The following is a 13,327-nucleotide window of genomic DNA, read 5'->3' as shown; positions in this document are numbered from 1 at the left end:
AGCGCCACGCCAAGGGTTCCAGCACCGCCCCTCTTCACGGCATCAGTAACCGGGCGGGAGCCTACGGTGTCCGCCAGGATCCATGAGGACGTGATCCTCTGGCCACCGAGGTGTCAGCAACATACCACCATCTCGCTCGGGAATCGGTTCGTGGCTCAGCTCCATTGATTCCCACGATCCATCTTCGCGCTGGCGCCGAGGAGCCATTCCACGTTTCATGCGGCTGATGTTTGCGGCTTCATATTGATCTGCGGCGTCCGGCTCCGCAGCTTCATTTTTCCAGAACCTTTTGCGCATGGTGGACATGGACGGATCAACACCATCTTTATTGGGCTTGGAATAATCTTCGCCCAATTTCCAGCGCCCACCGCAGTTATGTACGAGCACCGACGTTGTGCCGGCGAGCACGTAATACGTGTGCAGGTCGGCGACGGTGAGGTCGTGCATCGGCTGGGCGCCGGCGAAAGTGCGGCTTGCCACGACGGATGCGGGGGTGGTACCCGTGTGCAGGCGGGTGCCGGGGGTGAGTTGGGCCGCCTCCTGCCAGTCGCCGGTGGTGGCGTTCCAGATCTTGTGTTTCTGGGTGGTGTGCAGGACCGCTCGGCCGTTTTTGGTGGCGACCGTGACGTCGGTCAGGTGGGTGTCACGGTGGACATGCAGGGCTGTGACGACGCGGGCGCCGGTCAGGCCTGTGTCGGGGTCGGTGGTGCGTACCCGGTCGCCGATTTTGACGTTCTTGATGGGTTTTGTGGAGCCGTCCGCCATCAGCACACGGGTCTGCGGGGCGAAACTGTGCGGTTCGGGCCTGAACGAGACCGGGCACGAACCGCCGTCCGATGCCGAATCTTGGGCCTTCCGGCCGGTCGGGGCCCGGGGGCCCGCCTCGCCGCCGCGGTTGACGGTGGGCTTCGAGACGTGTTCGGGGGCCGTCTTGGCCGGTGAGATGTCGGAGCCGCGTGGCGGGGCCGGCCGGGACGGGTCGGGGGCGGCCGTCGTGTCGGGGGTGGCGCCCTTGCTCGGCTTGCCCTTGCTGCTGCGGCCGGGGATCATGCCGTCGGTGGCGGCGGTGATCGCCACCTGCTTCAGGTCGATGGTGCCGGTGGTGATGAACTGGTTGACCGCGTCCTCGACGCCGGAGAGGGCGGCGTCGCCGGCCTTGCTGATCAGGGTACGGCCCAGGCCGGCCCCGGCCTTGGTGACCAGCGGGCCGACCAGCTTGCCGACCACCTGACCGCCGAACGGGCCGCCGAGCAGGCCGGTCACCGCTCCGGAGCCCAGTGACTGGGCCATGTCGCCGAAGTTCTTGATGTCGCCCTGGCCCGCGTCCTTGGCCAGGTTGATGATCGCCGCCGAGCCGACCACGCAGGCCACCGCGGCCGTTCCGGCCGTGGCGGCCGTGCAGGCCAGGCCGGCCAGGATGGCGCCGCCGAACGCGGCGATCTCGATCAGCGTGTCCTTGTGTTTCTTGACGAACGCCTTGGCGTCGCGGATCGCCGCCGCGGGATTGGTGACGGCCTTGGTCGCCGTCCGCATCGCCGCGGCGCCCTGCTGTTTGAGTCTCTTGACGCCCTGGTCGTAGTGCTGCTTGGCCCGGGCCGCCTGTGTGCCCATCCACTTCTTGCCCTGGTCCCACTTGGTCTTCAGGTTCTTGGTGGTGCTGGCCAGGGATTTGTAGGTGGAGGTGTTCTTGACCCGCTGGGCCAACGGCTTGGCCGCCTGCACGGCGACCTTCACGATCGGGATCGACGTGACGGCCTTGGTCACCTTCTTGAAGGTCTTCTTCAAGATGTCCGGCCACTGGCCGGTGGTGTCGGTGTCCAGCAGCGGCGAGTTGTCGGCGTACGCGAACCGGTTGGCGCTGACCGGGTCGGGAACCGGGTTGTTGGCCACCGAGTCGCGCGAGTCGAACTGGCCGGTGTCGGGGTTGTACCAGCGGGCGTGCATGTTGACCCGCCCGGTGCTGCTGTCCGTCCACTCCTGCTGGAAGCCGAGGGAGCCGCTCATCGCCGTCGCGCGCAGCGGCTTGCCGAGCGGGTCGAACATCGCCGAGCCGGTCAGCGTGGTCCCGGCGCCGGTGAACTGCCCGACGTGGTCGGTGTGCTGGTCGGTGTAGGAGTACCGGCCGTTGCCGGTGCCGAACAGATCGTCGGACGGGTCCCGTACGTACCCGGTGGTGCCGTCCGTGGCGAGGTTGTTGCCCAGGCCGCTGTAGCTGAATCCGGTGCGCAGGACCCGGCCCAGGCCGTCGTACGCGTACGTCTGGGTGCCGCCGCCGTTGGGCGCCTGCTGGCTGATCGCCTGGCCGAAGGCGTTGCTGCGGGTCAGCGTCGTCGTGCCGTTGACCACCGCCTGGGCCAGCGTCCCCCGTGCGGTGTACGTGTACTGGGTGCCGTCGCTCGACGAGGTCAACTGGTCGCGCGCGTCGTAGGCCAGCGTCCGGTTGCCGATCCTCGTGCGGTTGCCGGCCAGGTCGTACTCGTAGCGGACCGTGGTGACGCCGTTGTTCCAGGAGGTGAGCTGGTCGGCCAGGTCGTACGTGTAGGAGTTCTCGGTGGTGCCGCCGAACCCGGTGGTGGTCTTGTCGGTCAGGTTGCCCTTCTTGTCGTAGCCGTAGTCGATCGCGGCCACTTCGGTCCCGGCCGACGTGTGCAGCTGGTCGCGGGACAGCCGGCGGAAATCGTCGTACTCGAAGGTTCGGGTGTTGCCGCCGGCGTACGCGATCGACGCCGGCTGGGACAGCACGTTGTAGGCGAAGGCGGCGGACAGGCCGGCGGTCTGGTTCGTCAGCGTGCGCAGCCGGCCGGCGTTGTCGTACGTGTAGGCCGTGGTGCCCGACGCGTCGGTCCGGCCGGCCAGTTTCCGGTCGGGCGTGTAGCTGAAGGTGCCGGCGCCGGACGGACCGGTCGTGCCGCGCAGCAGGTCCCGGTCGTCGTAGGCGAAGGTGTCGGTGCCGCCGGGCGCGGAGACCGAGGTCATCCGGTCGCCGGCGTCGTAGCCGAAGACTCGGTCGGTGGTGTCGGCCTCCGCCCCGGCGCCGGTCTGCCGGGTCAGGTTGCCGCGGGCGTCGTACTCGTAGCCGACGACGACTCCGCCCGGCGAACGGTCGGTGGCTACCTGTCCGGCGGCGTCGTAGGCCCGCGTGAAGGTGCGATCGGCGGGATCGGGATAGCGCGCCGTCGGCGGCTCGATCACCGACTCGGCCAGGTTCATGGCGTTGTAGGTGGTGTAGAACGCGTTGCCGCGCCCGTTGGTGAAGCGGGTGCGGTTGCCCAGCGCGTCGTAGCCGAAGCTGGTCTGCATCGCCTCGGTGGCCGACACCGGCTGCCGTTCCGAGGTCAGCAGGCCGGTGGCGTCGTAGGTGAACGTCGTGCGGGTGCCGCGCTCGTCGACCTGGGCGGTGGTCTTGCCTTCCAGGTCGTACTCGGTGAACGTGCCGGCCAGGTAGTCGCCGTCCGGTGCGAGCTCGTAGGTCTCCACCGGCCGGCCCGCCTTGTCGAACGCGAGGCCCGTCTCGGTGCCGTTGGGCAGGATGGTGACGTTCTGGCGGCCGAGCCCGTCGTAGTAGAGCTTGGTGACGCTGCCGGCCTGGTCGGTGCTGGAGACGACCTGGCCGGTGGCGTTGTAGGTCTGCGAGGTGGTCACCCCGGCCGGCGAGGTGACCGACCCGAGCCAGCCGCCGGCGTTGTACCCGTACCGGGTGGTGTGGTTGGCGTTGTCCTGCCGGACGACCTCGGTGCTGGTGAGTTTTCGGCCCAGGTAGTCGAAGGTGGCCGTGTCGACGGCGCCGGTCGGGTCGGTGATCGAGAGCGGGTCGCCGGCCAGGTCGTACGTGTGCCTGGTGACCGCGTTGCCCGGCGCGGTCTCGGTCGCTACGCGGCCGAGCTGGTCGTAGGTGTACGAGGTGGTGCGCCCGAGCGCGTCCGTGACCGTCTTCAGCTGGCCGAGCGCGTCGTAGGCACGGGTGGACTGGGGCGTCACCGCGGCGCCGCCGGGCGGCGTGTAGGTGGGCAGGACGGTGGCGATCGGCCGGTTGGCCGCGTCGTAGCGGGTCGTGGTGACATGGCCGGCCGCGTTCCGGACCGCCACCGCGTTGCCGTACGTGTCGTAGCCGGTCGTGGTCGCCGCCCGGGCCGCGACGGGCTGGGTGCCCGCGGTCTCGGTCATCGCCGCCGGCGCGGTGACCACCGTGGGCCGGCCGGCCTCGTCGTAGGTGTAGTCGGTGGTGTCGCCGTTCGGATCGGTCGAGGCCAGCACGAGGCCGTCCTCGTCGAGCCGGTACGAGGTCCGGATGACCCGCGCGTCGCCGCCGGGGCCACCGCCGTCACGGACCGCGGCGACCTCGGTCGCGCTCAGCGCCTTCTGGTAGAGCTGAACGTCGTCGATCTGGCCCGACCAGAAGTCGGTGACGGCGCCGTTCCACCGCCCGGCGCCGACCGTGACACCCCCGGAGGAGCCGAACGGGCGGGCCGCGGCGTCGGTGTCCTGCAGGGAGCCGTTGACGTAGAGCCGCATCATCTGGGCGTCGGCGTCGTACACGCCGGTCAGGTGGGTCCACGTTCCGGCCGACGGCACCGAGGTGGAAGTGGAGGCGACCGCGGCCGGTGAGGCGGTGTCGTACTGGCTGGTGATGAACTGCCACCGGTTGGCCGGGCCGTCGTAGCGCAGCTGGAACGGGCTCTGTTTGAGCCCGTCGGCGCTGACGGCCTGGCGCGTCTGCCCGGTCGCGCCGAGCTTGACCCAGGCGGCGACGGTGAAGCCGCGGGTGGTGTCGACGGGCGTGGCGGCGCTCGTCAGCCGGCCGTCGGCGCCGTTCAGCACGGCCGCGCCGCCGCGCTCGGCGGAGAACGTGACGCCGCCGGCCGGGGTGAGCTTGCCGTTGCCGACCTCGTCGGCGGCCCGGCCCTCGGTGAGCCCGTCCAGCTTCCAGCGGGCCGCCCGGTCGGCGCCGGTCAGCCACAACGCCTCCGACGTCTGGTTGCCGGCCCCGTCGTACGCGTAGCCGATCCGCTCCAGCACCGGCCCGGTCCCGGCCCGGCGGTTCGTCGCCGTCAGCGCGTCGTCGCCGTTGTACTCGTGCTCGGTGACCTGGTTGACGCCGTCCGGCTCGAGCGTCGACGAGGTGGTCCGCCCGGCGGCGTCGACCGCGTACCTGGTCACCGTGACGCCGTTGTTGGTCTTGCGCTCGGTGAGGTTGCCGGCGGCGTCGTACGTGTTCTGCTCGACCACGAAGGAGGCGCCGGTGGCCGGGTCGCGGCGGGTGGTCGATCCGTTCAGCCCGTTGTCGGTGTAGGTGTAGGCGGTGACCCAGTTCATCGCGTCGGCCTCGGTGGCCAGCCGGCCCGCCGGGTCGTACGTCTTGGTCAGCACCGTCACGTCGCGGGCCGGCGACGGGTTGTTCGGGTCGCCGGTGAAGTCCTCGAGCACGGCCGAGGTCAGCTGCCCGTCGGCGTCGTAGGTGTTGCGGGTGACGTCGCCGTCCGGCTCGGTCTCGGTGACCACGTTGCCGAACGCGTCGTAGGTGTAGAAGGTGCTGTGCCCGGTGGAGTCGACGGTCTCGGCCTGCTGCCCGTGGGCGTTGTAGACGCTGAAGACGGTGCGCCCGGCGTCACCGCCGGTGCTGTCCTGCACGTGCTGCTCGACGAGATAGCCGTCGACGTCGTACGCCATCGAGGTCGCCGCGGTGTGCGCCACCCCGGTGATCCGGTCGGTGACCTTGGGCTCGACCTTCCAGATCACCCGGCTCAGCGCGTCGTAGCCGTAGGACGTCGTGCGCCCCTGCGGGTACGTGGACGTGGTCACCGTCTCGTCGGTGACCCGCCCGGCCAGGTCGTACACGAAGGACGTGCGCTTGCCCGACGGCTCGGTCCGGGCGGCCACGTCGCCGTTGCTGTAGTAGGCGATGGTCTGCCGGTTGCCGGCCGGGGTGGTGATGGACGTCGGCAGGCCGGCGGGAACGAGACCGCCGCCGGTCGCCGCGCCGGTGCCGTCGGAGTACGCCGTCCGGGTGACCCGGCCGAGCGGGTCGGTCACCGCCGTCCGGTTGCCCTTGGTGTCGTACGTGTAGGTCGTCAGATAGCGGTTGTCGGTGGCCGACGACGAGCGCCCGTCGCGCATGGTGAGCAGGACGTCGTTGCGCGGATCGGGCGTGAGCTGGGCGGTGGTCGCGTCCGGGTAGTAGGTGTTGTAGACGGTCGAGCACCGGCCGGCGGACTGGTCCTGGCAGGTGGTCGTGGAGACCACGTTGCCGCGGACGTCGTGCTCCTCGGTGGTCACCGCGCCGTTCGGGTCGGTCGTGGTGCGCGGGAAGCCGCCGGAGTCGTACCCGTACTTCGTGGTCTTGCCGAGGGCGTCGGTCGAGGAGATCTTCCGGTCGGTGTCGAGCTCGTGCACGTCGGTGAGCCACTTGCCGCCCGGATCGGTGGTGATCACCGTCTTCACGGGCGGTCCCGGCGTCTTGGCGCGGGCGTCGAACTGCGTCTTGACCTGGGCGGTCGACAGTTCCGAGCGGTAGTAGGCGAACTCGGCCAGGTAACCCGGGAAGAAGCCGTTGGTGCTGTCCGCGGCCGCCGACGGCCAGTTGAGCGTGGTGCCGGCGCCGACGTACGGGTTCCAGGCGTCGGTCGCCTCGACGGTGCGGTCGACCGTGCCGGCCGGCCGGCCGTCGAGGTAGAGCGTGGTGCTGCCGGTGCCCGCGGCGAGCGCGACGTGGTGCCACTGACCGTCGTTCACCGTGCCGCCGGTGGTGATCGGCGTGGCGCCGTCGCAGTAGCAGAACTGGCCGCGCACCTTGCCGTCACGCCCGACGTAGAGGGCCGGCACCCAGGCGTCGGTGTCCTCGTCGGGATCGTTCCAGATCTCGTGCGACTGGAACGAGTACAGCACGCCGCCGGTGCTCGCCCCGGCGTTCATCTTGAACCACAGGCTCACCGACACCGGCCCGGACCGCGGCACGTTGCCGTCGCCGAGCGCCACGTACGACGCCTCGCCGTCGAAGGAGGCGACCTTGTCCTCGAACGGCCCGCCGGTGTTGCCCAGGCCGACGTCGCTGTAGTGGGCGTCGTCGCCGATGACCTCGTTGACCGGCCGCCAGGTGCCCGACTCGGCGAACCGCCAGTAGTCGGCCGGCCGGGCGGCCAGCACCGCGGCCCGGTAGACCTTGCTCGAGCCCGAGGTGGTGGGTTTGCCGAGCCGCCACACGCCACCGTTGATGTCGGTGACCGTGCTGACCGTGCCGTCGGCCCGGTCGTAGTCGATGGCCGCTGTCGCGTTCCCCGACGGGCGCAGGATCTTGATGACCGGGTGCGAGTCGGTGGTGCCGGAACGGTACAGCGCGGCGATCTCGTCCGCGGTCAGCGGGCGGTCGAAGTGGGCGGCCTCGGCCAGCTCGCCCTTGAAGAAGCTCGGCACCGCGGCCGACGAGGGCTGGTCCGGCCAGCCGTTGCCGTTGAAGCCGGCGCCCAGGTAGCGCCGGGTGGCGCCGGACAACGCCGAGATCGCCAGCGCGCCGGTCTTCGTGCCGGCCTCGGCGCCGTCGAGGTAGAGCCACTGCTTGCCCGCGCCCGCCACCAGCACGGCCTGGTGCCAGCGGCCGTCGTCGACGGCGGCCGGGGTGGCGATCGTCGTCTTCGACCCGTCCCACAGGCCGCCGTGCAGCCGGCCGCTGGCTCCGATGTAGAGGGCGGGCGTGTAGTGGCCGGTGGTGCTCGACTTGGTGACCGGGTCGGCGGAATAGCCGTACAGCACGCCGCGGTTGCCGGGCTCGGCCCGGAACCACAGCGACAACGACTGCACGCCGGCCGACGCGCCGAGCGGCGACGGGAGCTCGACTCGTGACGACGTTCCGTTGAACGCGGCCGCGGTGGCCGACGCCCCGGTCAGCGGGCCGGGCCGGCCCAGCGTCACATCGACGTAGCCGCCGTTGTCCAGGCCCTGGTTGGCCAGGACGGCGCTGGTCGCGGTGGCGCCGCCGGTGTCGGTCAGGCGCCAGTAGGCGTCGGGGCCGGCGTTGGCGACGATGGACGGATGCTGGGAGGCGGACGTGTGCTCGTACGCCGTGCACTTGCCGTCGTTGTGCGGCGGGCAGACCCGGGTCAGCTCGTCGTCCGGCCCGTAGTGGTACTCGTGGGTGTAGCTGGTCTCCGGGTCGTCCGGGTCGAGCCGTTCGGTGCTGACGTACCGCACGTGCCATCGCCCCGAACCGGTGGACATCCAGTCGATCCACAGGCGACGGCCGGAGGCGGCGGTGATGGATTTGGTACGCCCGTCGGCGTACTGGAAACTCAGCGCGCGGTTCTGCACGTCCGTGATGGAGGCGATCCGGTACCGGCCGGCGCCGGCGGCGGCGGTGAACACGTACGCCGTGCCGTCCTTGTCGATCAGGCGATAGCCCCCGCTGACCGCGGTGAAGGTCGCGAACCGCCCCGGCGGCGGCACGAACGAGCCGTCGCTGTTGCGGCCGAAGCCGACCTCCTGCCCGTTGGGGTAGGTGACCACGACGCCCTGCAGCGCGCCGGCCCGATCGCGCGCCTCGGTCGCCTTGGCGTCCAGGATGCTCGACCAGCCGGCGCCGAACGCGGTGTCCCGCCGGACGTCGAGCGTGTTGTAGAAACGGTCCATGGCCAGTGACGGCCCGACGGTCGGCACGGTGACGTCGGTGACCGTGGTGGTGTAGTTACGGGTGTCCGGGTCGAAGCCGCGATCGCCGTTCTGCGACAGGCTCATGGTGATCAGGGACTGCGGGAACCGGGGCAGCAGCGCGTTGGTCTCCTGGGACGTGCTCACGGCCGCGCCGTCGCTCGCGGTGGCCGTCCAGGTGTAGGTCTGGCCCCACTTGAGCGCCCCGGCCGGCACGGTCCAACTGCGTGACGACCGGGTGCCGGACTGGGCCACGGCCGTGCCGGCCGCGTTCGTGACGGTGAACGCGTACGTGGTGGCGTTCGGGCCACCGTCGGGATCGTTGCCGGTGACCATCAGCTCCGGCGTCAGGGTGGGCACGGTGGCACCGGTGCCGGGGTACTGGGCGTCGATCTGCGGCGCGACGTTGCCGGCGGCGGCGAGCGCGGCGGCGGCCCCGCGGGCGACGATCTTCGGGCTGGTGGACTTCTCGACCTGCCGTTGCGGCCGGCTGGCGGGCGGCAGAGCGCCGACGCCCTTGCCGGGTTTACGCCCCGCTCCCCCGTCGGCCCGGGTGTCGGCGGCGGAGGCCGGCCCGGCCCGCAGCGGCCCCCCGTCGAGCTGCCGCGGGACGGGTTTGGCGGCCACCGTCGGCGGGGATTGGAAGTACGCCTTCAGCGATCCCAGCATCGAGACGACGGACGGCCCGCGTTCCAGCTCGCCGGCCAGGTGGAGCGGGACCGCCCCACTGATGGTCAGCGACATCGACGCGAACAAGCCCAGAATTCGTCGTCCGGCGGCCATGGCACTCCGTCCCCGATCGTCATGGCCGCGTTCTGCGCGCCGTGCACAGTGGAGCCGCTTGATCGACTGCCCGGCTAGTGTTCGGGCCGGGCCCGTACTGTTCGGAACGATCTCGAACAGGCCGAACGACCAGCGCCGTCGGCCAAAAAATCATGTGCGCTATTTCACCGAGTCGGATAAGCGCACCGTAGTCAGACAGCTACAATCCGTTTCCGAAACTCCGATGGAACCGGCGAAAGGGGGCGGCGCTCAGCATGCCAACTACTGAGGGTCATTCCGCCTTCGTCACGGGAACGGCAGATCGGGGTGTAGCAAGGTGAGGCCGGCCGCACCCATTGGCCGACTCGCGTCGATCCGGCTCACGCCGAGCCCTGCCCGGGCCGATCGCCGCGACCATGAGCGTTCAGAACACCATGAAGGCATCCGGGGCAGGGACGGGGGAACCACCATCGGCTCACGTACGCAGTGGGCCTTGGGGTGAAGCCGCTCCGCGCGGCCGGGCAACCTTCCCGCCCGAACCCGACAGCTAACCTCGCAGGCGTGCCGGAAGGATCTCCCTACCGTGCACGAACAACGTTCGAGCCGGCGCCGCATGGCCGCCGGCACCATCGCCCTGTCGCTGAGCCTGGGCGCCGGGCAACTGGTCGCCGCCTCCAGCGCCACGGCGGCACCGATCTCCACCGCACAGCTCGCGGCCGTGGCCGCGGCGAAGAAACAGGTCTCGATCCGCACCGCGATCAGCGCCCGCACCATCGCCATGGGCCGGTCGACGAGGATCACGGTCTCCTACCGGAACCCCGCCAACGGCGCCGCGGTCAACTCCGGCACGGTGCGGCTCCAGGCGTACCGCAACGGCAAGTGGGTCACCTGGTTCGCGAAGAAGCTCACCAGTAAGGGCACCGTCGCCTTCACCCCCGCGCCGAAGGTCACCGGCTACTTCCGCACCGTCTACAGCGGCAACAGCGCCTTCGCCGCACGCACCGGCGGAAAACTCAAGGTGACCGTCGTCCGCGTCTCCTCGGGCCGGAGCGCGAAGATCCTGGCCGAGGCGAAGAGGCACGTCGGCAAGCTTTACCTGTACGGCGCGGCCGGCCCCAACCGGTTCGACTGCTCCGGCTACACGATGTACGTCTACCGCAAGTCGGTCGGCGTCAAGCTGCCGCACAAGGCCAACTCCCAGCAGCGGTACGGCCGGGCGATCAGCAAGGGCGCCAAGCAGCCCGGTGACCTGCTCATCTCGCGCCGAGGCTCGTACGGCTACCACGCCGCCGTCTACGCCGGAAACGGGTACATGTACGACTCGCCCCACACCGGCGCCCGGATCAGCAAGCGCAAGATCTTCAACGCCAACTACGTGGTCCGCCGCCTGGCCTGACCGCCACTCCCGCGGCCGGCGTCAATGGGGATGCCGGCCGCGGGAGCGGTTCAGGCGCTCGGAAACAGTGCCGCCAGCGCCGCGTCCGAGGCGGCCAGGGCGGCCCGGTCGAAGGTGCTGCCGGAGGTGACGAGCTCGGCCGCGCCCGTACGGTCAAGCAGCTCGGCGAGCCGGCTCTCCACCTGCCGTGGCGTGCCGGCGATGGCCGCCGCGACGGTCTGCTCCAGGTATTGCCGCTGGCGCGGCGTGCGGTCGGCGGCCTTGGCGACGGCCACCGGTTCCAAAGGCGGAAACACCCCGGTCGTACGGCTTCGCGCCATCGCCCACGCCTCCGGAAGGAGCAGATCGGCGGCCTCGGCGGCGGTGTCCGCCACCAGCACGTCCAGGCTGATCGCCACCCACGGCCGCTCCTGCCGCGCCGACGGCCGGAACTCACGCCGATAACGCTCCAGCGCGTCCAGCCTGTCCTCCCGCAGAATCGGGCCACCCACGATCACCGGCAGCCCGAGCGCCGCCGCGACCTCCAGCCCACTACCCGTCGCCAGCACGAACAAAGGCACGACGCCGTACGGCCGGGGATGCAGCCCGATCTCCGACGTCCCGTCGAGAAACCCGCGCAGCTCCCCCAGGTCGGCGGCGAAGTCCCGCTCCACCTGCCGAAGCGCCCGCCGCACCGGCGCGGTGAACCCCGGCGACCGCCCCAGCCCCAGATCGACCCGCCCCGGCGCGAAGGCCGACAGAGTCGCGAACTGCTCAGCCACCACAAGCGGCTGATGATGCGGCAACATCACCCCGGCCGACCCGACCCGGATCGTCCCGGTGACCCCGGCCACGGCCGCCAGCAGAACAGCCGGCGCCGACCCCGCGATCCCCGGCACCCCATGATGCTCGGCCACCCAGAACCGCCGATACCCGAGCCGCTCGGCCCGCGCCGCCCGCGCAACCGTCCCACGAAGCGCTTCCGCCTCGGCTTCACCAGCACGCGTACGGGACCGGTCAAGAAGCGAGACCTGAAACCGAGAGTCGATCACCAACCTTCCAGCACCCTCCGGTGCCGGGTTGTTCCTCCCCCGGCCGAAACAAAGGCCCAGCTCACACCTCAGAGCCGGCCGAGATCGACCTCGACCGGGAACGGGGCGGTCACCTTCACGACGCCGGTGAAGACCTCGCCGTCACGGTAGCGGCCGGCGGCCGGGTCGAGGACGTACGTGTAGACCAGCGGCGCCCCGGTGGCGGCCTGCTCCACGCGCCAGTAGAACTGGATGCCGGCCCTCGCGTACTGGTCCGCCTTGACGACCCGGTCGGTCGTCTCCGTTCCCGGGGCTACGATCTCGGCCACCAGGAGTACGTGCTCGGGGCGCGTCGGAGTGACGTCGATGGTGTCCGCGCGATACACCGTGACGTCAGGGCGGAGGTTGGTCAGCGGAGCGTCGCACAGCCGCACCTCGACATTGGTGTCGGCGTTCCAGCCCGGGCCCACGGCGGTGTCCCACGCGTTCGCCAGCAACCTGGCCAGGCGGTTGTGCCGCTTGGACGGGCTCGGGAGTGGGTGGACCACCCCGTCGACGATCTCGATGCCCGTGCGGCTCTGCGCTGTCCACGCGTCGTACTGCTCCGGCGTGATCTGCATGGGCACTTCTTACACCCCGGCGGCGGAACGGTAGCTCCGACACGATGACGGCCGCGACGATGAGGGCGCCGCCGGTGAGGGCGCCCGCGGTCAGGCGTTCGCCGGCCAGGCGGCCGATCAGGGCGGCCCACACCGGCTCGCCGGCGTAGATGACCGTGGCCCTGGTGGGTGGGACCGCGCGCTGGGCCCAGTTCATCGTGACCTGGATGAGTGCGCTGGCCACGCCGAGAGCGCCGGCGATCGCGGCCAGGGTCCACGAGGGGGCGGGCAGCGGCTCGCCGGCCAGCGGGCGCACCGCGAAGCAGATCAGGGCGCACACCGCCACCTGGACGACGGTGACCCGCCGGGCGTCGACCGTGCCGGCGAAACGTCCGATGAGCAGGATCTCGGCGGCGATCGCGACCGTGCCTATCAGCGTCACCACCTCGCCCGCGCCCAGGCTCAGCCCGGCCGTGGCGGCGCCGGTGAGCAGCAGCAGGCCGGCGAAAGCGCAACCGATCCCGGCCCACGTGCCGGCGCTGGGCGTACGGCGGGTCGTCGCCCACAGCCCCAGGGGCACCAGCGGCACGTACAGCGCCGTGAGGAACGCCGACGTGGAACTCGGGATCGACTGGAGCCCGACGGTCTGCAGCCCGTACCCGCCGGCCAGCGCCACGCCGACGACGGCGCCAACCGCCAGTTCGCGCCGGGTCACCTGTCGCAGGGCTCGTGGGGACAGCGCCGCCAGGGCGAGCGCGGCCACGCCGAAGCGCAGGCCGACGAAGGACCACGGCCCGGCGACGGCGAGCCCTTTCTGCACCGCGCGGAAGGTGCCGCCCCAGACCGCGGTCACCGCGACAAGAGCCCATTCTTTCCTGACCATGTACGCCACGGTGCCGAGCCCGCCGTCCGTACACAACTAATGG

Annotated in this window: 4 protein-coding genes, 1 pseudogene and 1 riboswitch; of the genes and pseudogenes, 1 reads left to right on the top strand and 4 read right to left on the bottom strand. The window is 70.9% G+C overall.

The annotated features are described in order from the left end of the window. Positions 1-42: 42 nt before the first annotated feature. The gene (locus ACGFJ7_RS28535) at positions 43-9,417 is read right to left on the bottom strand and encodes a LamG-like jellyroll fold domain-containing protein (protein WP_392644737.1); all 9,375 of its coding nucleotides are present in this window, start codon (positions 9,415-9,417) and stop codon (positions 43-45) included. Between the two features lie 408 nt (positions 9,418-9,825). Further along, positions 9,826-9,972: riboswitch (cyclic di-AMP (ydaO/yuaA leader) on the top strand. Positions 9,973-9,979: 7 nt separating this feature from the next. On the opposite strand from ACGFJ7_RS28535, the gene ACGFJ7_RS28530 reads away from it, so the two are divergent. Continuing rightward, on the top strand, positions 9,980-10,792 hold the full coding sequence (locus tag ACGFJ7_RS28530; RefSeq protein WP_360255157.1) for an NlpC/P60 family protein: 813 nt from the start codon (positions 9,980-9,982) through the stop codon (positions 10,790-10,792). A 50-nt stretch (positions 10,793-10,842) separates the two neighbouring features. Here the strand turns inward: ACGFJ7_RS28530 and ACGFJ7_RS28525 are convergent, their stop codons facing one another. The 3 genes and pseudogenes from ACGFJ7_RS28525 to ACGFJ7_RS28515 form a co-directional block, all read right to left on the bottom strand. Then, positions 10,843-11,823, bottom strand: coding sequence for an MsnO8 family LLM class oxidoreductase (locus tag ACGFJ7_RS28525; protein WP_392644736.1), 981 nt, complete (start codon positions 11,821-11,823; stop codon positions 10,843-10,845). 68 nt (positions 11,824-11,891) lie between these two features. Beyond that, the gene (locus ACGFJ7_RS28520) at positions 11,892-12,422 is read right to left on the bottom strand and encodes a Uma2 family endonuclease (protein ID WP_392644734.1); all 531 of its coding nucleotides are present in this window, start codon (positions 12,420-12,422) and stop codon (positions 11,892-11,894) included. A 52-nt stretch (positions 12,423-12,474) separates the two neighbouring features. After that, positions 12,475-13,284 (bottom strand): annotated as a pseudogene (locus ACGFJ7_RS28515) (DMT family transporter); the annotation flags it as partial. Positions 13,285-13,327 lie beyond the last annotated feature (43 nt).

The organism is Actinoplanes sp. NPDC048988, from assembly GCF_043197815.1.
In the GTDB taxonomy this organism is placed as follows: domain Bacteria; phylum Actinomycetota; class Actinomycetes; order Mycobacteriales; family Micromonosporaceae; genus Actinoplanes.
Note: the sequence above shows the minus strand (reverse complement) of the source record. Positions and strands in the feature narration are given on the sequence as shown.

What these genes read in the sequence shown, in the direction of transcription:
- ACGFJ7_RS28535 (WP_392644737.1), bottom strand. Translation starts at nt 9,417, where the DNA reads ATGGCCGCCGGACGACGAATTCTGGGCTTGTTCGCGTCGATGTCGCTG.
- ACGFJ7_RS28520 (WP_392644734.1), bottom strand. Translation starts at nt 12,422, where the DNA reads ATGCAGATCACGCCGGAGCAGTACGACGCGTGGACAGCGCAGAGCCGC.